The sequence below is a fragment of the Streptomyces sp. NPDC098781 genome (assembly GCF_044759995.1).
Classification (GTDB): Bacteria; Actinomycetota; Actinomycetes; order Streptomycetales; family Streptomycetaceae; genus Streptomyces.
The window spans coordinates 177,912-199,314 of the sequence record NZ_JBIWAK010000004.1; the positions used below are offsets into that span (position 1 = coordinate 177,912).

The 21,403-nt window shown below is 70.6% G+C and carries 18 protein-coding genes; 11 read left to right on the forward strand and 7 right to left on the reverse strand.

Translation table 11 applies throughout. The annotated features are described in order from the left end of the window. Window positions 1–131: 131 nt before the first annotated feature. Entirely contained in the window at window positions 132–311 is a 180-nt protein-coding gene (locus tag ACIQWG_RS17745) for a hypothetical protein (RefSeq protein WP_404096252.1), read from the reverse strand. Between the two features lie 563 nt (window positions 312–874). Here ACIQWG_RS17745 and ACIQWG_RS17750 point away from each other — a divergent pair. The 8 genes from ACIQWG_RS17750 (at window position 875) to ACIQWG_RS17785 (ending at window position 11,364) form a co-directional block, all read left to right on the forward strand. Further along, on the forward strand, window positions 875–4,585 hold the full coding sequence (locus ACIQWG_RS17750; protein WP_404096254.1) for a nitrate- and nitrite sensing domain-containing protein: 3,711 nt from the start codon (window positions 875–877) through the stop codon (window positions 4,583–4,585). 9 nt (window positions 4,586–4,594) lie between these two features. Beyond that, window positions 4,595–5,008: a roadblock/LC7 domain-containing protein gene (locus ACIQWG_RS17755; protein WP_093910158.1), complete on the forward strand. Its 414-nt coding sequence runs from the start codon at window positions 4,595–4,597 to the stop codon at window positions 5,006–5,008. Between the two features lie 114 nt (window positions 5,009–5,122). Then, window positions 5,123–5,521: a DUF742 domain-containing protein gene (locus ACIQWG_RS17760; protein ID WP_003997626.1), complete on the forward strand. Its 399-nt coding sequence runs from the start codon at window positions 5,123–5,125 to the stop codon at window positions 5,519–5,521. Then, window positions 5,502–6,077: an ATP/GTP-binding protein gene (locus ACIQWG_RS17765; RefSeq protein ID WP_030051303.1), complete on the forward strand. Its 576-nt coding sequence runs from the start codon at window positions 5,502–5,504 to the stop codon at window positions 6,075–6,077. The genes ACIQWG_RS17760 and ACIQWG_RS17765 overlap by 20 nt, the downstream gene beginning before the upstream one ends. Before the next feature lie 390 nt (window positions 6,078–6,467). Beyond that, window positions 6,468–9,704, forward strand: a complete 3,237-nt coding sequence (locus ACIQWG_RS17770) for a nitrate- and nitrite sensing domain-containing protein (protein ID WP_404096257.1) — start codon at window positions 6,468–6,470, stop codon at window positions 9,702–9,704. 10 nt (window positions 9,705–9,714) lie between these two features. Beyond that, complete coding sequence (locus ACIQWG_RS17775; RefSeq protein WP_004983065.1) at window positions 9,715–10,128, forward strand: roadblock/LC7 domain-containing protein; 414 nt, start codon at window positions 9,715–9,717, stop codon at window positions 10,126–10,128. Between the two features lie 95 nt (window positions 10,129–10,223). Next, entirely contained in the window at window positions 10,224–10,802 is a 579-nt protein-coding gene (locus ACIQWG_RS17780) for a DUF742 domain-containing protein (RefSeq protein ID WP_234765771.1), read from the forward strand. Continuing rightward, window positions 10,783–11,364 carry an ATP/GTP-binding protein gene (locus tag ACIQWG_RS17785; protein WP_026248371.1) on the forward strand — a complete coding sequence of 194 codons (582 nt, stop codon included), beginning with the start codon at window positions 10,783–10,785 and terminating at the stop codon, window positions 11,362–11,364. Before ACIQWG_RS17780 ends, ACIQWG_RS17785 begins: the two co-directional genes overlap by 20 nt. 165 nt (window positions 11,365–11,529) lie before the next feature. Here the strand turns inward: ACIQWG_RS17785 and ACIQWG_RS17790 are convergent, their stop codons facing one another. The 3 genes from ACIQWG_RS17790 to ACIQWG_RS17800 form a co-directional block, all read right to left on the reverse strand. After that, on the reverse strand, window positions 11,530–11,721 hold the full coding sequence (locus tag ACIQWG_RS17790) for an acyl-CoA carboxylase subunit epsilon (RefSeq protein ID WP_404096260.1): 192 nt from the start codon (window positions 11,719–11,721) through the stop codon (window positions 11,530–11,532). 46 nt (window positions 11,722–11,767) lie between these two features. Further along, on the reverse strand, window positions 11,768–13,351 hold the full coding sequence (locus ACIQWG_RS17795; protein ID WP_404096262.1) for an acyl-CoA carboxylase subunit beta: 1,584 nt from the start codon (window positions 13,349–13,351) through the stop codon (window positions 11,768–11,770). 154 nt (window positions 13,352–13,505) lie between these two features. After that, a complete protein-coding gene (locus tag ACIQWG_RS17800) occupies window positions 13,506–15,821 on the reverse strand; it encodes a polysaccharide lyase 8 family protein (RefSeq protein ID WP_404096263.1) in 2,316 nt (771 codons plus the stop codon). Between the two features lie 134 nt (window positions 15,822–15,955). Here ACIQWG_RS17800 and ACIQWG_RS17805 point away from each other — a divergent pair, with 134 nt between their 5' ends. Then, entirely contained in the window at window positions 15,956–16,564 is a 609-nt protein-coding gene (locus ACIQWG_RS17805; protein WP_404096265.1) for a YceI family protein, read from the forward strand. 35 nt (window positions 16,565–16,599) lie between these two features. Here the strand turns inward: ACIQWG_RS17805 and ACIQWG_RS17810 are convergent, their stop codons facing one another. From ACIQWG_RS17810 to ACIQWG_RS17820, 3 genes are all read right to left on the reverse strand, one after another. Beyond that, window positions 16,600–17,169, reverse strand: a complete 570-nt coding sequence (locus ACIQWG_RS17810; RefSeq protein WP_404096267.1) for a YdeI family protein — start codon at window positions 17,167–17,169, stop codon at window positions 16,600–16,602. Between the two features lie 64 nt (window positions 17,170–17,233). Then, window positions 17,234–17,923 (reverse strand): DUF899 family protein, encoded by a 690-nt coding sequence (locus ACIQWG_RS17815; protein WP_404096269.1) that lies wholly within the window; start codon window positions 17,921–17,923, stop codon window positions 17,234–17,236. Between the two features lie 113 nt (window positions 17,924–18,036). Next, window positions 18,037–18,654, reverse strand: a complete 618-nt coding sequence (locus tag ACIQWG_RS17820; RefSeq protein ID WP_404096271.1) for a TetR/AcrR family transcriptional regulator — start codon at window positions 18,652–18,654, stop codon at window positions 18,037–18,039. A gap of 75 nt (window positions 18,655–18,729) precedes the next feature. Here ACIQWG_RS17820 and ACIQWG_RS17825 point away from each other — a divergent pair, with 75 nt between their 5' ends. Beyond that, on the forward strand, window positions 18,730–19,707 hold the full coding sequence (locus tag ACIQWG_RS17825; protein WP_404096274.1) for a DMT family transporter: 978 nt from the start codon (window positions 18,730–18,732) through the stop codon (window positions 19,705–19,707). 105 nt (window positions 19,708–19,812) lie between these two features. Further along, entirely contained in the window at window positions 19,813–21,009 is a 1,197-nt protein-coding gene (locus ACIQWG_RS17830) for a Cmx/CmrA family chloramphenicol efflux MFS transporter (protein WP_404096276.1), read from the forward strand. The last annotated feature ends 394 nt before the right edge of the window (window positions 21,010–21,403 follow it).

The following is a 21,403-nucleotide window of genomic DNA, read 5'->3' on the forward strand; positions in this document are numbered from 1 at the left end:
CTGACGCTCCAGGCTAGCGCGGCGGGGCGGGGGCGCCTCGCCCATTACCGCGGGCGCCCCGACCGTCGTACGGAAGCCGTCACACGACCGGTCGCAGGAAGTGATTGAACGAGCGACCATCGCCTCGCGTACTACGGGGCGACGGCGACGGGGTTCTCCTGGAGGATGGTGCGCTTGGGGTTCGCGGTCTGCGTGGGAAGATCGACGGAGTGCTCCGGCTGCTGCGGGATGTGCAGCTCCTCGGCGTCGGCGAGGTGGGCCAGAGTCGTGCGCCGCGGGTTGGCTATCGTGCGGATCATCGTCGTCTTCACGGCTGTGCTGAGTCCTGTCGTAGCGGGTTGGCGGAATCATCCGTCTTGTAAAGCGTCAGGCTAAACATGCGATTCCCGCCGGAACTCGCGCGGACCCCTTGATCGGTATGTGAGTTTGCTCACTGAGCCGCGGGCAAACCGGTCAATTCAGGCCCGCAATTCACCCCTACGAAACGGACATTGGCCCCCTGAAGCCATCATTCCGCTCCTGATCATCGCGACTGGGACACCCCTCGCGCACGAACGGCTCGCGGGCATAAGTCCGTTATGGATGAGAATAGTTTCTACGGCAGGTAACCTCGCCCTCACGTGGTGTCACGTATGTCACGGCTCGACCTACGGGCCTTGTTGGAGATCCTGCACTGTGCTGGAATTCCACGGACCGCCGCGGGATCGAGCCGGCGCGCAGGGGGCGCTTCGAGCGCCGAGCGGCGGCGAGAAGGGGGAGCCAGCGCCGGTCACTCACGACCATCGGGGAGCGTGTTCAGGACGCTCCCTTCTACGCCGACACCGTGTCCGTCCGCTCGCGCGGAGGGGCGCCTGGTCCAGAGGTTGCGACGCTAGTGCAGGGACGTTTCAAGAGGGATGGCAGCGCTTCGGCGGAGCCGGAGCACGGCGGGACCGACCGAGGTCCCTCGCCCCAGCACGCCCAGAACCCGGGCCCGGCCGTGTCCGTCGACAGCGGTGAGCGCTCCGGGCGCCCCGCCGTGTCGGCGTCCCCGGGCGCCGCGAACCCCACTCCACCGCCGCCGAAGCCGTCGAAGAGCCCGGTAGGCCCCGGCTCGCGAATAGCCCTGCGCAACTGGCGTATCTCCACACGCCTCGTGGCGCTGCTGACGCTCCCGGTGGTCGCGGCCACCTCGCTCGGTGCCCTGCGCATCAGCGACAACATGGACGACATCCAGCAGCTCGACAACATGCGGCTGCTGACGGACATGACCAAGCGGGCCACCGAGCTCGCCGCCGCGCTCCAGGAGGAGCGCGACCAGTCGGCCGGTCCGCTGGCGCACGGCGCCAAGGCGACCGACTACACGGTCAAGGGCGTCCGGGACAAGTCGGACCGGGCCATGACCAGCTTCATCGAGGCCTCCGAGGAGATCGACGACACCAGCAAGGACGGAAACCTCAAGGGTGTCCGTGACAACCTGGTCCAGCTCGTCGGCGATCTGAGCGACATCGCGAAGATCCGCAACACCGCCTACGAGGCCAAGGACAACTCCACGCAGACCGTGGAGGCCTACCACCGTTTGATCACCAACCTGCTCGGTCTCTCGCAGGACATGGCGGAGGCGACCAGCAACCCGGAGATGATCCAGAGCACCCGTGCCCTGGCCGCCTTCTCCACCGCCAAGGAGTACGCGTCCATCCAGCGCGCGGTCCTCGCCGCCGCGCTGCCCGCGGACAACAAGACCTTCGGCGACCTGTCCGACAACGACCGGCTGTACGCCGAGTCGGCGCTGACCAGCCAGCGCTCCGAGCTGAAGAGCTTCCGGAGCATCTACGGCACCCAGTCCGCCGCCGACCTGCTGAAGTCGATCGAGGAGGGCAACCCCACGATCAAGGCGAGCGACACCTACGCCAACCGCGCCCTGACCTCCGCGACGGGTCTTCAGTCGCTGGACAAGCGCTCGTACCGGGACTGGGTCGACACCAGCACCACCAAGCTCCAGGGCATGCGCGCCATCGAGACCACGCTGCTGGAGGAGATGGAGCAGAAGGCCCGCGAGCTGCGCAACGAGTCGGAGCGCGAGGCGATCATCTCCGGTGCGCTGATCCTGATCGTGCTCGGTGTCTCGCTGGTCGGCGCCTTCGTGGTCGCCCGCTCCATGATCCGCTCGCTGCGCCGGCTGGAGGAGACCGCCACCAGGGTCGCTCAGGACCGTCTGCCCGAGCTGGTCAAGCAGCTCTCCGAGTCCGACCCGCAGGACGTCGACACCTCCGTCGAGTCCGTCGGTGTGCACTCCCGGGACGAGATCGGCCAGGTGGCCGCGGCCTTCGACGACGTGCACCGCGAGGCGGTCCGACTCGCCGCCGAGCAGGCCCTGCTGCGGGGCAACGTCAACGCGATGTTCACCAACCTCTCGCGCCGCTCCCAGGGCCTCATCCAGCGTCAGCTGTCGCTCATCTCCGAACTGGAGTCCCGCGAGGCCGACCCGGACCAGCTCTCCTCGCTGTTCAAGCTCGACCACCTCGCGACGCGTATGCGCCGTAACGGTGAGAACCTCCTCGTCCTCGCCGGTGAGGAGCCCGGCCGCCGCTGGACCCGCCCGGTCCCGCTGGTCGACGTGCTCCGCGCCGCCGCGTCCGAGGTGGAGCAGTACGAGCGCATCGAGCTGGCCTCCGTGCCGACGACCGAGGTCGCCGGCCGCGTGGTCAACGACCTCGTGCACCTGCTCGCCGAGCTGCTGGAGAACGCCACCTCGTTCTCCTCGCCCCAGACCAAGGTCAAGGTCACCGGTCACGCGCTGCCCGACGGCCGCGTGCTGATCGAGATCCACGACACCGGTATCGGCCTATCCCCCGAGGACCTCGCGGCGATCAACGAGCGGCTCGCCTCGCCGCCCACCGTGGACGTCTCGGTGTCCCGCCGCATGGGTCTGTTCGTGGTCGGCCGTCTGTCGCAGCGCCACGGCATCCGCATACAGCTGCGCCCGTCCGACTCCGGTGGTACGACCGCGCTGGTCATGCTGCCCGTGGACGTCGCCCAGGGCGGCAAGAAGCCCGCTCCGGGCAAGCCCGGCCCGGGTGGCCCGGGTGCCTCCGGCGGTCCCGCCGCCGCGCAGGCCGCCGCGGGTGCGGCCGCCGCTCGTCGCCAGGCCCAGTCCGGCGGCTCCCTCGGCACGGGTACGCCGGGCGGCGCGCTCGGTGCCGGTGCCTCCGGCGGAGGCCGGCTCGGTGCCGGTCAGGGACCGCGGGCCGCGCTGCCCGGACGTGACGGTGGCGGAATGCAGGGTGGACCGGGCGCGCCGCGTGGACCCCAGGGTTCGGGCGCCCCGTCGCAGGGCCGGCCGGCTCCGGCCGGTGCGGGCGCCGGGTTCGGTGGCCAGGCCCCGGGTGCTCCCCAGGGCATGCAGGCCGCCGGCATGGGCGCCGACGGCTTCGGTCAGGGTCAGGACGCCTTCGGCTCCCGTGGCCCCGGCCGCGAGCAGTCCCGGCCGGGCGGGCCCTCGGCGCCGCAGTCGCCGCCCTCCGGTGGCGAGCGGGGCCGTCGTGGCCGCCAGCCGCAGCTGCCGCCGCGCGGTGGCCCGCGTGCCGAGCTGCCGGGCGGCAACCAGCCCTCCCGTCCCAGCTGGAGCGACGAGAACGCGCAGCCGCCCGTGCCGCGCGCCTCGCTCGACACCCCGCGCGGTCACGACGAGGACCCCTCGCAGACCTCCCGTATGCCGCGCGTCGACGACCGCCAGGGCGCGGGCTCGACCTCCGGGTTCGCCCGCCCGGACTTCGACGCCCCGGCCCCGGGCTACAACCCGCAGAACACGGGTCAGTACGCCCGTCCCGGCGCGAACGACGCCCAGCAGAACACGGGCCAGTACGTCCGCCCCGACGTCTTCGGCACCCAGGGCGGCCAGACCAGCCCGTCGGCGACCGGCCAGTTCTCCGTACCGCAGACGTACGACGGCAGCTCGACGGGGCAGCACGCCCTGCCCGGCCGCCAGAACCCGGAGTCGACCGGCCAGTTCGAGCGGCCCCAGGTCAACGGGACCTACGGCGGCGACCCCGGCCTCGTCGGCCCGGCGCAGCCCCCGGTCCCGCCGCGTCCGCAGGGACGGCCCGCCCGGCAGGAGCCCGAGGCCCTGCCGCCGGCGACCGGTCCCGGCGACGGGCGTACCCCGCTGTACGACACGCTGGAGACCAACTGGTTCCACGGCAGTCAGCAGGGCCAGCAGGGGCGTCAGCCCGGCGCCAACGGCTCGGCGCCCGCGCCCGCCCCGCGGCAGGAGCCCCAGGCTCCCGCCGCTCCCCCTCAGCGTCCCGGGTCGACCGCCTGGCGCAGCTCGCCGAACGACGATCTCGTCCGGCAGGCGGAGCGCGTACGGCAGCCGGCCGCGGGCGGCGTCACCACCTCCGGCCTGCCGCGCCGGGTGCCCAGGGCGAACCTCGTCGCGGGTACGGCTCAGCAGCAACAGCACCAATCCGGTCCGGCTGTCTCGCGTGCGCCTGACGACGTACGTGGCCGGCTGACCAATCTCCGTCGGGGTATCGCGCAAGGTCGTCAGGTCGGCAACGGCCAGACCGGCAGCTTCCCGAACCCCACTCACCAGCAGGAGCGTTAGTTGAGCCAGATGAGCCAGGCGGCACAGAACCTCAACTGGTTGATCACCAACTTCGTGGACAACACCCCAGGGGTGTCCCACACCGTCGTCGTGTCCGCCGACGGACTGCTGCTGGCGATGTCGGAGGGGTTCCCCCGCGACCGTGCCGATCAGCTGGCGGCCGTCGCGTCGGGTCTGACCTCGCTGACGGCCGGAGCGTCCCGGATCTTCGACGGCGGCAGCGTGGCCCAGACCGTCGTGGAGATGGAACGGGGGTTCCTCTTCCTCATGTCGGTCTCGGACGGCTCGTCCCTCGCCGTCCTGGCACACCCCGAGTGCGACATCGGCCTCGTCGGCTACGAGATGGCGCTGCTGGTCGACCGCGCGGGCGCGGTGCTCACGCCCGACCTGCGCGCCGAACTGCAAGGCAGTCTGCTCCACTGAACGCCCCGGATATAACCCGTCTCACCAAATCACCGTCCGGCCGCCACAATCCCCCCACTGGCCCTCACCCAGACGGCTTGACTGACCGACTTGCTGTCCCAGCCCGGAGGATTCATGACCCCGCCCACCGCCTCTCATGATCCGTACGCGGAGCCGTACGAGGATGAGGGCGACCAGCCGCTGGTACGTCCGTACGCGATGACCGGCGGCCGGACCCGGCCGCGCTACCAGCTGGCCATCGAGGCCCTGATCAGCACCACGGCCGACCCGGCAGCGCTCATGGGGCTCCTTCCCGAGCACCAGCGCATCTGCCACCTGTGCCGTGAGGTGAAGTCGGTCGCCGAGGTCTCCGCGCTGCTGTCCATGCCGCTGGGCGTGGCCAGGATCCTCGTCGCGGACCTCGCCGAGGCCGGCCTGGTGGCCATTCACCAGCCGGGTGGCGACGAGAACAACGGTGGCGCTCCGGACGTGACGCTGCTCGAAAGGGTGCTCAGTGGACTTCGCAAGCTCTGAACCGGGCCGGGCGACCACATCCGCCAAGATCGTGGTGGCGGGTGGCTTCGGCGTGGGCAAGACCACGTTCGTCGGCGCCGTCTCGGAGATCAACCCGCTGCGCACCGAGGCCGTCATGACGTCCGCGAGCGCGGGCATCGACGACCTCACGCACACCGGCGACAAGACCACCACCACGGTGGCGATGGACTTCGGCCGTATCACCCTGGACCAGGACCTGATCCTGTACCTCTTCGGTACGCCCGGCCAGGACCGCTTCTGGTTCATGTGGGACGACCTGGTGCGCGGTGCCATCGGCGCCGTGGTCCTGGTGGACACCCGCCGTCTCGCCGACTGCTTCCCCGCGGTCGACTACTTCGAGAACAGCGGGCTGCCCTTCGTCATCGCCCTCAACGGCTTCGACGGGCACCAGCCCTACACTCCCGACGAGGTGCGCGAGGCGCTCCAGATCGGTCCGGACGCGCCGATCATCACCACCGACGCCCGTCATCGGGCCGACGCCAAGAGTGCGCTGATCACGCTGGTCGAGCACGCGCTGATGGCCCGGCTGCGGTAACGCAAGTCGGGAGCGCCATACGGCAGTTGTCGTAGATGTGCCGGAGCCGGCTGTGGCCTTTGACACGGTCGGCTTCGTTGTTCATAACGTTTCGGCAGAGGAATCGGGTGGTACGGCCACTCGTCGCGGTCAAGCGGTGTCGCTGCGCGCACGAACGCCCCGTCTTTTGACGGGGCTCGCTCTTTATGACCGTTTTATCTAGGGCTTACATCACGCGGAATCCTCCTCTTCCACTGTTTGGAAGAGCGCAGGCCGACGTGCTGGAATGCGAGAACTGCCCAATAGTCAAAGACGTACTCAGCCGTACTGCGTACTACTCCCTGACGAACTGGGCTCTGAGACACAGCGGCACAACGTAGGTGCCGACCCCGCCGGAAGGTTGTTGGTCGAGTGAGGCGAAGCAATAACAGTCCCGAGCCGTCGGCCCGGGGCAACTTCACCCCGCCGCCGCGCGGAGCGGCGCCCACCCCTGTGCCCGGATCGGAACCGACGGCGGCGCCCGCACCGAGCGGCGGCCGTCTCTCCCCGCGCAACTGGCGCGTGCCGACCCGGCTGAACGCGATCCTGCTCATACCCGTGCTGGTCGGCCTCGTCATGGGCGGCTTCCAGGTGAAGAGCTCGATCGACACCTGGCAGGAGGCCGAGGACGCGGAGGCCACCGCGCGTCTGGTGCGGGCCTCCCTGAACTACGCCGACGCCCTCTACAACGAGCGTGACATCACCGCCGCCCCGCTGTTGCAGGGCAAGGGCGCGGACGACGAGACGGTCACCAAGGCCCGCGCCGCCTCCGACAAGGCGGCCGACGCGTTCGACGAGGCCGCGCAGAGCATGCCGGCGAAGCCGGGCCTGGAGCGCCGCCTGCGGCTGTTCCGCGACACCGAGCCCGGGCTCGCGGACCTGCGCGCGGCCGCCTACACCAGCAAGCTCACCGGCGTGCAGACCGAAGAGGGCTACACCCAGGTCGCGCACCCCCTGACGGAGTTCGCCAACGAGCTCGGTCTGGGCACCGGAAACATCACCTCCTACGGCCGTACCGTCTACGCGATCGAGCTGACCAAGGCCGCCCTGTCGCTCCAGCGCTCCATCGGCATGCACCTGCTGGTCAAGCCCGGCCCGACGCCGACCAGCTTCGCCAGCCAGCGGGTCGCCCTCTCCTCGTACGCCTACCTCGAGGGCATCGCCATCGAGGAGTACAAGGGCGGTGGCACCGAGGCCGACGCGCAGAAGCTCAAGGACGCCGAGGCGGGCGTCCGGGCCGAGGGTGCCGCCATGGCCAAGGAGGCCGCGGCCAAGAACCCGGACTACGTTCCCCCGCCGGCCAAGCCCACCGACATGGTGAAGGGCATCGGCGGCCTTCAGTCCACGGACGCGAGCGAGCGTGCCGCGCTGGCCGAGAAGGGCATCACCGCCGAGAACTGGTGGGCGGTGAACACCCTCAAGTACAACGCGTACCAGCAGATCGAGTCCGACCTGGCCGACACCGCGGTGAACGAGGCGTCCGCCATCGCCGACGACGCCAAGCGCGACGCGCTGATCACCGGTGCCGTCGTCGTGGTCGCCCTGCTCGCCGCGTTCATCCTGGCCGGCATGGTCGCCCGCCAGATGTCCCGCTCGATGCGCCAGCTGCGCAACGCCGCCTTCGGCATCGCCGAGCAGCGCCTGCCGATGCTGGTCGACCAGCTCTCGCGTACCGACCCCGGCCGCGTCGACACCCGTGTCGCGCCCATCCCGATCAACACCCGCGACGAGATCGGCGAAGTCGCCCGCGCCTTCGACCAGGTCCACCGCGAGGCCGTCCGGCTCGCCGCCGAGCAGGCCCTGCTGCGGGGCAACATCAACGCGATCTTCACCAACCTGTCGCGCCGCAACCAGTCGCTGATCGAGGGCCAGCTGACCCTGATCACCGACCTGGAGAACAACGAGGCCGACCCGGACCAGCTGGAGAACCTCTTCCGCCTGGACCACCTCGCGACCCGTATGCGCCGCAACGGCGAGAACCTCCTGGTCCTCGCCGGCGAGGAGCCCGGCCGCCGCTGGGACCAGCCGGTTCCGCTGGTCGACGTGCTGCGCGCCGCCTCCTCCGAGGTGGAGCAGTACGAGCGCATCGAGCTCTCCGGCGTCCCGGAGGCCGAGATCCACGGCCGCGCCGTGACCGACCTCGTGCACCTGCTCGCCGAGCTGCTGGAGAACGCGACGACGTTCTCCTCCCCGCAGACCAAGGTTCGCGTGACCGCCACCCGTCTCCCCGACGGTCGGGTCATGATCGAGATCCACGACAAGGGCATCGGCCTGACCGCCGAGGACTTCGCGGACATCAACCACAAGCTGGCCAACCCGCCGACCGTCGACGCCGCGATATCCCAGCGCATGGGCCTGTTCGTGGTCGGCCGGCTGTCCGACCGGCACGGCATCCGGGTCCAGCTGCGCCCCTCCGGCGAGCAGGCCGGCACCACCTCCCTGGTCATGCTGCCCGACGCCATCACCCATGGTGGCGGTGGCGAGCAGGCGCCCTCCCAGGACGAGTTCACCGTCTCGCAGATCATCCCGGAGCAGAACTTCCAGGGTGAGAACTTCAACCAGCCGCAGATGCGTACGGCGGCGGAGCTCGGCTTCGACGACAGCCGCTACACCCAGGTCCCGGACGACATCCGTGAGCTGGACCCCGTCGGCCGGTCCCTGATGCGTGAGGAGCGCCGCGCGGCCCTGGAGGCCGAGGCGCACGGCCCCGGCCAGGACGCCCCTGAGCTGTCGGCCTACGCCGACGACTTCCCCGCCCAGCCCTCCTACGACAACGGCCCGAACGCCTTCGGCGAGCAGCCCGGGGGCTATGACCGGCAGCCGTCGTACGAGGAGCAGCAGCAGACGGCGTACGACGAGCCGCAGATGCCGTCGTACGAGGAACAGCGCCCGGCGTACGACGACACGTACTACGCGCCGAACGGCGGCCTGTCCCGCGACGACACCTTCTCGTCGGGCGGCGGCTACCCCGAGCCGTCCTATCCGGAATCCGCACACGAGGAGCCCGCCAGCGCGAGTTCCTCCGCCTCGGAGAGCTTCCCGGCCTTCGAGCAGCGGCGCCACCAGGACGACTGGCCGCAGCAGGACGGCTACCGCAACGGCTACCCGGACCAGTACGCTCCGCAAGCGGAATCCGCGCAGGCCGATGACGCGCACGAGCGTGACCGCGTAGGCTTCGAGCGACCGGGACCGGCTCCCGCCGCAGGTCACTCGATGACCGACGCCGGGCTGCCCCGCCGAGGTGCCATGGCGAGCGGCACCAACGGCGCGCGGCCCGCGCCGCAGGAGGCGCCGGCGCCCGCGGAGGGCAACGGCGACAGCTGGCGTTCGCAGAACGACGAACGCTGGCAGCAGGCCTCGGCGCTCCGCAAGCCCAAGGCGGGCGGGGTCACCTCCTCCGGCCTGCCGCGACGGGTCCCCAAGGCCAACCTGGTCCAGGGAGCCGCCGAAGCCACCCCCCAGGGCGGCCCACAGGTCTCCCGCGCTCCCGAGGACGTCCGGGGCAGGCTGAGCAACCTGCGCCGCGGTGTCCAGCGGGGCCGCAGCGCGGGAAGTGAAACGAACGGCCAGGGCTTCGGTCCTGACAGCACCTACAACCAGGAGCGTTAGTGTGAGCCCGATGAGCCAGGCGGCACAGAACCTGAACTGGTTGATCACCAATTTCGTGGACAACACCCCCGGGGTGTCGCACACGGTGGTGGTCTCCGCCGACGGACTCCTTCTGGCGATGTCCGAAGGCTTCCCCCGCGACCGCGCCGACCAGCTCGCGGCCGTCGCCTCCGGTCTGACGTCTCTGACGGCAGGCGCCTCCCGCATCTTCGAGGGAGGCAGCGTGAATCAGACGGTTGTGGAGATGGAGCGGGGATTCCTGTTCATCATGTCCATCTCCGACGGTTCCTCCCTCGCGGTTCTCGCACACCCGGAGGCGGACATCGGCCTCATTGGGTACGAGATGGCGCTTCTGGTCGATCGTGCCGGTACGGTCCTGACGCCGGATCTGCGGGCGGAACTCCAAGGCAGCCTGCTCAACTAACAGACAGTCGGTGCGTTTTGGCGTCCCGTGGCCGTAAGGTTTCGGGACGCGGCTCCACATGATGGGTGCCAGGCACAGTCGGAGGAGGAGAGAAAGTGGCAACACCCCCAGGCGGTTCATCGTCGGGTAATTGGTCGTACGGCCCTGGCCAGGGTCAGAACGACGGTTCCCAGAACCCGAACCGTTACAACTTCCCCTCCACGCCGAGCCAGCGGCAGCCGTACGCGCCCCAGGGTCCCGGACCCTCGCCGTACGACCAGCCGCCGGCGCCGCGCATCCAGCCGGTGCAGCCGCAGCGACGCGCCCCTGAGCCGGCGCCCGCCGGGGCGTCGAACAACCCCCTGGTGCGCCCGTACGCCATGACCGGCGGCCGGACGCGCCCGCGCTACCAGCTCGCCATCGAGGCACTGGTGCACACCACCGCGCAGCCGCACCAGATGCAGGGCCAACTGCCCGAGCATCAGCGGATCTGCAACCTCTGCCGAGAGATCAAGTCGGTGGCCGAGGTCTCGGCCCTCCTCACGATCCCGCTCGGCGTGGCCAGGATCCTCGTCGCCGACTTGGCGGAGGCGGGCCTGGTCGCCATTCATCAACCCGGCGGCGACGAGAACGCCGGCGGCCAGCCAGACGTGACACTGCTCGAAAGGGTGCTCAGTGGACTTCGCAAGCTCTAGCGGCGGTCCTTCCCGCTCCACCACGTCCGCGAAGATCGTGGTGGCGGGCGGCTTCGGCGTGGGCAAGACCACGTTCGTCGGCGCCGTCTCGGAGATCAACCCGCTGCGCACCGAGGCCGTCATGACGTCCGCGAGCGCGGGCATCGACGATCTCACCCACACCGGAGACAAGACGACCACGACGGTCGCCATGGACTTCGGCCGTATCACCCTGGACCAGGACCTGATCCTGTACCTCTTCGGTACGCCCGGCCAGGACCGCTTCTGGTTCATGTGGGACGACCTGGTGCGCGGTGCCATCGGCGCGATCGTCCTAGTCGACACGAGGCGCCTTGCCGACTGCTTCCCGGCGGTCGACTACTTCGAGAACTCGGGGCTTCCCTTTGTGATCGCCCTCAACGGGTTCGACGGGAACCAGCCGTACAACCCGGACGAGGTCCGTGAGGCGCTCCAGATCGGTCCGGACACCCCGATCATCACGACGGATGCGCGGCACCGGGCCGATGCGAAGTCCGCGCTGATCACGCTGGTCGAGCATGCGCTGATGGCGCGCCTGCGGTAGGGCTTGTGCGGCCACTGGGCTGCCCCTCACGGTCGTAGGCCGTCCGCGGGTGCTCAGTGGCTGGTCGCGCCCACGCGGCGAAGCCGCATATCGATACCGCCCCGCGCCCCCAGGACGTGGAAAGGGCCCCTCTCTGAGAGAGGGGCCCTTCCTTGTGCCTTGTGCTCAGCGCCAGCTGTGCGGGGCGCGGAAGCCCGGCTCGCGCTCCAGGCGGCGCCAGCCGGCCTTGGCGCGGCCTCGGTGGACCGGCGGCGTGGACGGCTGGGCGGCGGCGCGAGCCAGGAGGATCGCCGTGATGGCGGCGACTTCCTCGGGCTCGGCGTGGCCCTTCTCGACGCGGATGTCAGGGAGGTTCATGGGTGTCAGTCTCCGGGGAAGAGGTTTCCGCAGCGGTACCGGTGGGTTACTGCGGGGGGTTGCCGTGCTTGCGGGACGGCAGGTCGGCGTGCTTGGTGTGCAGCATCGCCAGGGACTTGACGAGTACTTCGCGGGTCTCGGCGGGGTCGATCACGTCGTCGACCAGGCCGCGCTCCGCCGCGTAGTACGGGTGCATGAGCTCGGACTTGTACTCCTTGACCATGCGGGCCCGCATGGCCTCGGGGTCCTCCGCGTCGGCGATCTGGCGGCGGAAGATGACGTTGGCAGCGCCCTCCGCGCCCATCACGGCGATCTCGTTCGTCGGCCAGGCGTAGGTGAGGTCCGCACCGATGGACTGGCTGTCCATGACGATGTAGGCACCTCCGTAGGCCTTGCGCAGGATCAGCGAGATCCGCGGCACGGTCGCGTTGCAGTAGGCGTACAGCAGCTTCGCGCCGTGCCGGATGATGCCGCCGTGCTCCTGGTCGACACCCGGAAGGAACCCGGGGACGTCCAGGAAAGTGACGATCGGGATGTTAAAAGCGTCACACATCTGGACAAAGCGCGCAGCTTTTTCCGACGCCTCGATGTCCAGGACACCGGCGAGCACCTGCGGCTGGTTGGCGATGATGCCGACCACCTGGCCGTCGAGACGGGCCAGCGCGCAGATGATGTTCCGCGCCCAGCGCTCGTGGACCTCCAGGTACTCGCCGTCGTCGACGATCTCCTCGATGACCTTGGTCATGTCGTACGGCCGGTTGCCGTCCGCCGGGACCAGGTCGAGGAGCGCGTCGCTGCGGCGGTCCGGGGCGTCCGAGGACTCCGCCCGGGGCGGGTTCTCGCGGTTGTTCTGCGGCAGCAGCGACAGGAGGTAGCGCACCTCGGCGATGCACGTCTCCTCGTCGTCGTACGCGAAGTGGCAGACGCCGGAGGTCTCGGCGTGCACGTCCGCGCCGCCCAGGCCGTTCTGGGTGATCTCCTCGCCCGTCACCGCCTTGACCACGTCCGGGCCGGTGATGAACATCTGGGAGGTCTCGCGGACCATGAAGACGAAGTCGGTCAGGGCGGGCGAGTACGCCGCGCCGCCCGCGCACGGGCCGAGCATGACGGAGATCTGCGGGATGACGCCGGACGCCTTGGTGTTGCGCTGGAAGATGCCGCCGTAGCCGGCGAGCGCGGAGACGCCCTCCTGGATACGGGCGCCGGCGCCGTCGTTCAGGGAGACCAGCGGAGCACCGGCCGCGATGGCCATGTCCATGATCTTGTGGATCTTCGTGGCGTGGGCCTCGCCCAGCGCGCCGCCGAAGATGCGGAAGTCGTGCGCGTACACGAAGACCGTGCGGCCCTCGACCGTGCCCCAGCCGGTGATCACACCGTCGGTGAACGGCTTCTTGGCCTCCAGGCCGAACCCGACCGCCCGGTGCCGGCGCAGCTGCTCGACCTCCCGGAAGGAGCCGGGGTCCAGGAGCAGCTCGATGCGCTCCCGGGCGGTCAGCTTGCCCTTGGCGTGCTGAGCCTTGGTCGCCTTCTCACTCGGGCCGGCCAGCGCCTGCGCACGGATCTCGTGCAGCTCGGCCGTCCGCCCGCGAGCGTCGGTCGGCTCACCCGGTGCCTCATCCAAAACGGTCATGTAGCGACCTTACGAAGGACGCGCGCGAAAGCGAGCCGTTGACTCCGTACAGTCTCCGGACCCATTTCCTGGTACCACTGAACAGAACCATGGGCGCATGCAGCCTTTCCGACTGCTCAGAGGCCGTTCCGGTTGTGGAGGTCGCACAAAGCCATCAGGCGAGAGACACCTCACATCGATGGGTGGCACATACCATCCCCGGAGTGACACGGACACGCAGTCGGCGTCCGGTCGCGAGCACCTCGACCGAGTCGTCCGCCCGCAGGACCCGTCGTACCGGACGGTCCCAGACGATCTCCAGGGGCTCGCCCGTGCGCGGCGGCTCGCTCACACAGAGCGTAGCGGTACGCCTGCGGCGGCGGAGCAGCACACTCGCGCCGGCGGACGCGGTGAGCGGCCCGACCTTGCCCGGCTGCCAGAAGTTGGCGGCCGTCAGGCCCAGGGACGGCACGTCGACCGCCTGGCACCGGCTGTCGTTGGCGAGGACCGACAGCCACCTCCGGTCGGCGGCCCGGGCGGCCACCTCCGCGCGGCGGGCGCCGGGCATGAGCAGATAGACGTACGTCTCGTCGGTCGGGTCCGTGCCGTGGTCCAGCCAGAGGGTCTGCCAGCGGCGGGTGCGGCGCTCGGTCGTGCTGGTGGTGTTGATGTCGGCCCAGGCACCGGTCCGGTCCTCGCGCAGGGTGCGCAGTTCGCCGTACGGCAGCACCCAGCCGCCGTGGCCGTCCAGATGGGCCCAGCCGGGGCCGCGTACGAGGGTGCGGGTGCCGTCCTCCCCCAGGTTGCGGTTGTCGACGACGGTCTCGACGGGGACGCCGTCGGCGCAGGTGATCCCGGCGCCGAGGCTGATGACGGCGTCGTCGACGCAGAACCACGACTTGCGGGCTTCGAGGCTCGATGCGAGGCCCTTCAGATGCTGTCCGACGGCCGCGTACTCGCCGTCCGTCGTGCCGCCGACCCACCGCACGTCGGGCTTGGGCACGCCCCACTCGCCGCCGGCCCGGTCGGGGAGGCGGAGCGTGGAGACGGTCGTACCGGGGAGGCGGTACCAGTCGACGGTGGGCCAGTACCAGTCCGTGTACTGGTCGCCGAGGCCGTCCGCCCACCAGGAGAGCATTCCGGCGCCGGTGTGCCAGCCGCGCGGGTTCTCGCCGTTGCCGCACTCGTAGTGGGCGATGCGGTCGCCGGCCATGGCGATGTTCGCGACGAAGCGCGGGCGCCGGTGCACCGCCCGGTCCATGGCGGCGAAGAGGTGGTGGCCGGTGGGCTCGGGTGCTGCGGGGACCGGTGCCGCGGCTACATCGTGCAGTCGGGCGAGGTCGGCGACATCGAGCTGACGTGCTGTCAGGATCGGTGTGACGGTGTCGCGTTGGATCCACCCCTTGATCCGGGCGTACCAGCGCTCGCGTTCCGCCTCGCTCGCGCCGCCCGCGAGGAGCGCGATCGCGGCGATGATGCCCTGCCCGTGGTAGTGGTCGCTGCGCATGACCTGACGGTCGTCGCTCTTGAGGTAACCGCGGCTGATGGCACGGCCGTTGACGCTGTCCATCACCAATCCGTCGTGGATGAGGGGCGCGTAGGCGCGCTCGACGCTGTCGAGGACGATCTGCCGGTTCGGGTCGGTCACCTCCCACTCGGAGCCGGCGAGCAGCGCGAAGAGGCGGCCGAGGCCGTCCAGGAGCACCTGGCCGTAGGTGCCGGAGTAGGCGACCCAGGTGTGCTGGACGAAGGAGCCGTCGGCGTAGAGGCCGTCGCCCTTCGTGACGTACGGGAAGACCGGCGAGAGCGCGTCGCGCGCGAGGGCGATCTTCGCCGGCGCCCGGCCGAGGATGCCGCGCAGGGCGACGCTGCGGCACAGGTCGACGCGGTTGGCCCCGGTGGAGGTGCCGGAGTAGTCGGTGAGCATCGCGTCCGGGACGAAGTGGTCGACGGCCGCGCAGGCCGCCTCGATCCGGGCGTCGGTGAGGTGGTCGTGGAGGGCGGCCGTGATGTCCGTCAGCAGGCGGGGGCTGCCGATCTGCCATTCCCACCAGTTGCCGTAGCGGGTGGTGGAGGGGTTGTAGACGGTGGCGGAGAGGTGGTCGAGGCCGCGCAGGACGTCGGCGAGGAGGGCCGGGTCGGCGGTGGCTCCGGTCCCGGGCTGGACGTAGGCCTGCGTCATCGTCCACAGCCGGCTGTAGCTCTGGGTGATGCCGGCGGGCGGGTCGAAGGGGTGGCCGGGCCAGAGGGAGGTGGCGGTGGGGGTCATGGTGGCCCGGAAGGAGCGGGCGAGGGTGCCGGTCTCGGCGAGGCGGGCGGCGTACGGCTGGGCGGCCGGGTCGTAGCCGGTGCCGAGGGCGATGTCGAGCCAACGGCGGCGCAGGGCGTCGTACGGGTCGGCGCCCGCCGCCTTGGCCGGGGTGCCGGTGCCGTGGGCGAGGGTCGCGGCGAGGGCGGCGGCGGACAGGAAGACGCGGCGCGAAGGGGTCATGTCCATGCCCTACCACGTGACGGCGGGTAGTTCCACAGACACGCACGGAAGACGTTGAAGCCTGAACGGAATAGGACTACGGTGGGCCGCGTTAGGTAGTTCAAGATTCAACATACTCTCCCGGGGAGCACACCATGGGCATCTTCAACCGCAAGGACAGCGCCGAGACCACCACCCAGGCCGCTGCCGCCGTCAACCCGGACCTGGCCGCGCTGACCGGCGACTACACGATCGACTCGGCCCACACCACGCTCGGCTTCGTCGCGCGGCACGCCATGGTCACCAACGTCAAGGGCAAGTTCCTCGACTTCAGCGGCACGCTGCACCTGGACGGCAGCGACCCGGCTGCGTCGACGGCGTCCCTCGACATCAAGATGGACAGCATCGACACCGGCTCCGCGGACCGCGACGGGCACCTCAAGAGCGCGGACTTCTTCAAGACCGAGGAGTTCCCGACGATGACCTTCCGCTCCACCAAGGCGGAGGCCCTCGGTGGTGACGACTACCGCATCACCGGCGACCTGGAGATCCTCGGCACCACCCGGCCGATCACCATCGACCTGGAGTTCAACGGTGCCGCGAAGGACCCGTTCGGCAACGAGCGCGTCGGTTTCGAGGGCAAGGCGGAGATCCTGCGCTCCGAGTGGGGCCTGACCTGGAACGCCGCGCTGGAGACGGGCGGCGTGCTGGTCTCCGACAAGATCAAGCTGAACTTCGACATCTCGGCGATCAAGAACGCCTGACGTTGTGCGCTGATGGGCGCCGGTGAGCACGTCGCTCACCGGCGCCTCGTCAGTTCCCGCAGGATCGCGGCGACCCGGGTGGCCCGGCCCTGCGGGGTTCTGGAGCGCAGCAGGCCGAGCATGAGCTGGTAGCGCTCGCCCCTGCCGAGCTTCTCGAACGCCGCCCTCGCCCGGGGGTCTCCCTCCAGCGCCACGGTCAGCTCGTCCGGGACCTCCGCCCTGCTCTGCGACTCGTACGCCGCCTCCCACCGCCCGTCCGCCCTGGCGGCGTCCACTTCGGCGAGGCCCGCGGGGCGCATCCGTCCCTCGGCGGTCAGTTCCGCCACCCGCCGCACATTGACCATGGACCAGAGGCTGCCGGGCCGGCGCGGGGTGATGCGCTGGGCGTAGTACGACCCGTCGATCCTTTTGCGCTGCCCGGTGATCCAGCCGTGGCACAGGGCGACGTCATTCACGTCGGCGGCGCTGACCGAGGGGATGCCGGAGTCCTTCTTGGCGACCTTGATCCACAGGCCCGGATGCGGGGCCGGGTGCTCCGTCAGCCAGGTGTCGAGGGCGGTGGCGGAGGGGAAGGCGTGGGGTTCCGGGTCGGGATGCGGGGTCATGAGGAAAACGTAGGGGCCGGGTAGGTCAGGCGCCGTCCGCTGTCGGCCAGGTCGAGGACAGGGATCAGGGCCGGTAATCGACGCTCGGGTACCAGTCGCCGCGTCCCTGTGGGGTGAGGTCGAGGAGGTGCCAGACCGGGGCCAGCAGGTCGATGCCCCGCTCGCCGATGTCGGGGGACATGCGGGGGTGCGCGGAGTAGAAGTGGCGGATCGTGCCGTCGCCGTCGCGGGTGAACACGGAGACGGTGGAGTCCTGCTCGCCGTCCTTGTCCTCGCTGCCCGTGTCGTACTTGAAGGTGCTGTCGCCGCAGCTCAGCAGCCGCAGCCGGGGCCAGCCACGGTTGCGGGCGTGCTGCCGCAGGACGGGCGGGTCGGCGGCGGCCGCCACGACGAAGTCGGCGTTGCGGGTGACGTGGTGGGCGATATTGCTGAAGCCGTCGATCCACATGGTGCACATCGGGCAGGGGTCGGTCTGCGCCTTCCCGTACATGAACTGGTAGATGATGAGCGGCCGTTCGGGGGCGGTGAACAGCTCGCTCAGCCGCACCTCACGGACCGGTTCGTCGCCGGAGCCGAGGTCCGCCGGGCCCTCCAGGAAGACGTAGTCCTCCACCGCGGGCCCCCGCGGCAGCGCGCGTCGCCGGGCGGCGACCTCCTCGCGGTGACGCATCAACTCGATCTCGGCGAGACGCAGTTCTTCGCGGGCGGAGAGGTATTCGGCGGATTCCCCGGGCAGTCGGGTGTGACGGAACATCGCGTCCTCCTGGGCAGGCGTCCATCCCTCCCCCGCGCCGGCTTCAGTCTAGGTCGCGGACCTTGATCCCTCACCTGCGCGGCGGACCCGCGGCGAGGGGTTCGCATTCGCCCCTACGAGGCTGGAAGGAGCTCGTCCGCCTGGTCACGGGCGTGCGCGAACGGGTCCGGGAAGACCTTCAGACCGTGGGCGACGAGGGCCCCCTCGTGCAGCAGCATCAGCGTCCGGCCCAGACGGTCCGCGCCGTCCGGGTCGACGTCCCCGGCGAGGCGGGTGAACAGGGCGAGCATCCACTCCTTCTGTCCGGCGATGACCGGGAAGGCGGGGTGGGCGGGGTCGCTGATCTCGGCGTGGGCGTTGACCATGCTGCACCCCTTGGAGCCGTACTCCGCCGACCATGCGCGGGAGGCGTCGAACACGGCCAGGACGCGGTCCCGCGACGTCGTGCGCGCCGGGTCGAGGTGGTCGTCGAGGTACCGCGCGAGGAAGGCCCGCCAGCGCTCGTCGCGGCCGGCCAGGTACTCCACGACGACCTGCTCCTTGGAGCCGAAGCGGTCGTAGAGGGTCTTCTTGGTCACCCCCGCCTCCGCGGCGATGAGATCCACGCCGACCGCGTGGATGCCGCGCTCGTAGAACAGCCGCTCGGCGGCCTCCAGGACGCGCCGTGCGCCACGGGTCATCGTGACGCGTCGGACGCCGTGGACGGGGTGGGGGATCGCTGGGGTGCCCATGGCTCAAGACTATACCGATCTGTATACTTTTAGCTCCGAGAAGGTATACCGATCGGTCTAGTGGAGGTGCCTGACGTGCACGCCCTCCTGTCCCTCGCCTTCGTGCTGTGCTGGAGCTCCGGGTTCATCGGGGCGAAACTGGGCGCGGGGAGCGCGCCCGCGACCACGATCCTGATGTGGCGGTTCCTGCCGCTGGCCGTGATCCTGACCGTCGTCGCCGTCCTGGCGGGGCGCGCGGCGTGGCGCGGCCTGACCGCGCGGGACGTCGGACGCCAGGCCGTGATCGGCGTGCTGTCGCAGAGCGGCTATCTGCTCACCGTCTACTACGCCATCCAGCTCGGCGTCTCCAGCGGCACCACGGCCCTGATCGACGGTGTCCAGCCGCTCGTCGCGGGGGCGCTGGCCGGTCCACTGCTGCGGCAGTACGTCTCGCGCCGGCAGTGGCTCGGTCTGTGCCTGGGGGTGAGCGGCGTCGTCATCGTCACCGCGGCCGACGCCGGGGCCGCGTCGGGTGTCGCGCCGTGGGCCTATCTCGTGCCGTTCCTCGGCATGCTGTCGCTGGTGGCGGCCACGTTCCTGGAGAGCCGCTCCCCCGCGCCGGTCCCGCCCCGCGTGGCACTGACCGTCCACTGCGCCACCAGCGCCGTGCTGTTCACGGTGCTCGCCCTGAGCACCGGAGCCGCCGCGCCGCCCGCCGAGGGCGCGTTCTGGGCCGCGATCGGCTGGCTCGTCGTCCTGTCCACCTTCGGCGGCTACGGGCTGTACTGGATCATCCTGCGGCGCTCCGGGGTCACCGCGGTCAACACGCTGATGTTCCTGATGGCCCCGGTCACGGCGGTCTGGGGAGCGCTGATGTTCGGTGAGCCGTTCGGTGTCCAGACCGCCCTCGGCCTGGTCGTCGGGCTGGTGGCGGTGGCCGTGGTGCACCGCGACAGCGGCCCGCCCCGGCGGGAAACCGCTGGCTCCCCGCTCCGGTCCCCGCATAACCTGCCGCCATGTCGAGCCCCGAAGCCTCCAGACGTCGGCCACCGGCTCTCCGGTGGCCGCAGGTGATGTCGGGCTGATCAGCCAACGCTTCCGCTTCCGGACTCACTCCGCTGCCGGACGGCCGTTCGACGTGCCGTTTTCGACTTCGACTTCGGGTTGCGGAGTTTCTTCATGCCGTTCGCTCTTCTTCTGCTGGGCGTCGCCGTGTTCGCACAGGGGACGTCCGAGTTCATGCTGTCCGGACTGGTTCCGGACATCGCCCGGGATCTGGGGGTCTCCGTGCCCTCGGCCGGTGCGCTCACCTCGGCCTTCGCGGTGGGCATGGTGGCCGGCGCGCCGCTCATGGCCGGGCTCGCGCGGCGGTGGTCGCGGCGCGGGGCGCTGCTGGGGTTCCTGGGGGTGTTTCTCGCCGTCCATGTCGTGGGCGCGGTGACCGACAGCTTCGGTGTGCTGGTGGCCACCCGGGTCGTCGGGGCGCTCGCCAACGCCGGGTTCCTGGCCGTCGCCCTCGTCACGGCCGCGCAGATGGTCGCGCCGCAGGCCAAGGGGCGGGCCACTTCCGTGCTGCTCGGCGGGGTCACGCTGGCCTGTGTGGCCGGAGTGCCGGCGGGCGCGCTGCTCGGCCAACTCTGGGGCTGGCGCGCGGCGTTCTGGGCCGTGGCGCTGATCTCCCTGCCCGCTGTCGTGGCCGTGGCGTGGTCCGTACCCGGCGGCAGGGCCGACTCGGAGCGGCCGGCCCTGCGGAGTGAACTGCGGTCGCTGCGCAGCCCCCGGCTCCGGGTGACCCTCCTGCTGGGCGCCCTCGTGAACGGCGCCACGTTCTGCTCCTTCACCTATCTCGCGCCCCTGGTCACGAGGGTGACGGGGCTGGAGAGCGGCTGGGTGCCCGTCGTGCTCGCACTGTTCGGGGCGGGGTCGTTCGTGGGCGTCACGGTCGGGGGGCGGCTCGCCGATCGCCGGGCCGGTGCCGTGCCGGTGTGGGGCGGCGGCGTCCTGTGCCTCGGCTGGTGCGCGCTGGCGCTCGGCGCCGGGTCGGCGCCCGTGACACTCGGGCTCGTCCTGGTGCAGGGCGCCCTGTCCTTCGGGATCGGGTCCACCCTCATCTCACGGGCCCTCTACGCCGCGCCGAGCGCCCCCACCCTGGCCGGCGCCTTCGCGACGGCCGCGTTCAACGTGGGCGCGGCGCTGGGGCCTTGGCTCGGCGGTACGGCGATCGGAGCCGGGGGCGGGTACCGGTCGCCGCTCTGGGTGAGTGCGGTGCTGGTGGCGCTGGCTCTGACGGCGGCGGGAACGGCACGGGCTCTGGCCACGCGGCGGAGGGGACGGACGGCCGGGCGTTCCCTCCGGGCATCGCGGGCGCGGAGCTAGAACTCCCCTGGGCAGTACGGCGATGCGGGCGGGACACGGACACCGGACGCCACCGCGGCTCCGTGCCGTACCGGTCCCGCCCGCATCGACGAGGGCCGGTTCGGTGCGCCGGAGGCGGTTCGGTACGCCGGGGCCGCTCCGGTGCGCCGGGGGCGGTCCGGACGGGCCAGTGGTTGAACGGGTGTGGCCGGACGGACCGGGGGGCTGAACAAGCGCGGCCGGACGGACTGATGGCCGAACGGCCGTGGCCGGAATCGGCCCCTTGTGGTGGCGGTCACAGGATTCCCATAATCCAGCAACAGAATTGACCGGCGCATGTCAGCAGAAGCTCACTCCCCCTGCGTGACATGCCCCCCGACATTTCAGCGCTTTCTCCACGTTCGTATGTCCAACC

Excerpts from the sequence above, each read along its gene's own strand:
- ACIQWG_RS17755 (WP_093910158.1), top strand. The coding sequence starts at position 4,595 with ATGAGCCAGGCGGCACAGAACCTCAACTGGTTGATCACCAACTTCGTG.
- ACIQWG_RS17800 (WP_404096263.1), bottom strand. The coding sequence starts at position 15,821 with ATGACCCCTTCGCGCCGCGTCTTCCTGTCCGCCGCCGCCCTCGCCGCG.
- ACIQWG_RS17820 (WP_404096271.1), bottom strand. The coding sequence starts at position 18,654 with ATGGGCACCCCAGCGATCCCCCACCCCGTCCACGGCGTCCGACGCGTC.
- ACIQWG_RS17830 (WP_404096276.1), top strand. The coding sequence starts at position 19,813 with ATGCCGTTCGCTCTTCTTCTGCTGGGCGTCGCCGTGTTCGCACAGGGG.
- ACIQWG_RS17775 (WP_004983065.1), top strand. The coding sequence starts at position 9,715 with ATGAGCCAGGCGGCACAGAACCTGAACTGGTTGATCACCAATTTCGTG.
- ACIQWG_RS17760 (WP_003997626.1), top strand. The coding sequence starts at position 5,123 with ATGACCCCGCCCACCGCCTCTCATGATCCGTACGCGGAGCCGTACGAG.
- ACIQWG_RS17810 (WP_404096267.1), bottom strand. The coding sequence starts at position 17,169 with ATGACCCCGCATCCCGACCCGGAACCCCACGCCTTCCCCTCCGCCACC.
- ACIQWG_RS17790 (WP_404096260.1), bottom strand. The coding sequence starts at position 11,721 with ATGAACCTCCCTGACATCCGCGTCGAGAAGGGCCACGCCGAGCCCGAG.
- ACIQWG_RS17805 (WP_404096265.1), top strand. The coding sequence starts at position 15,956 with ATGGGCATCTTCAACCGCAAGGACAGCGCCGAGACCACCACCCAGGCC.
- ACIQWG_RS17795 (WP_404096262.1), bottom strand. The coding sequence starts at position 13,351 with ATGACCGTTTTGGATGAGGCACCGGGTGAGCCGACCGACGCTCGCGGG.
- ACIQWG_RS17815 (WP_404096269.1), bottom strand. The coding sequence starts at position 17,923 with ATGTTCCGTCACACCCGACTGCCCGGGGAATCCGCCGAATACCTCTCC.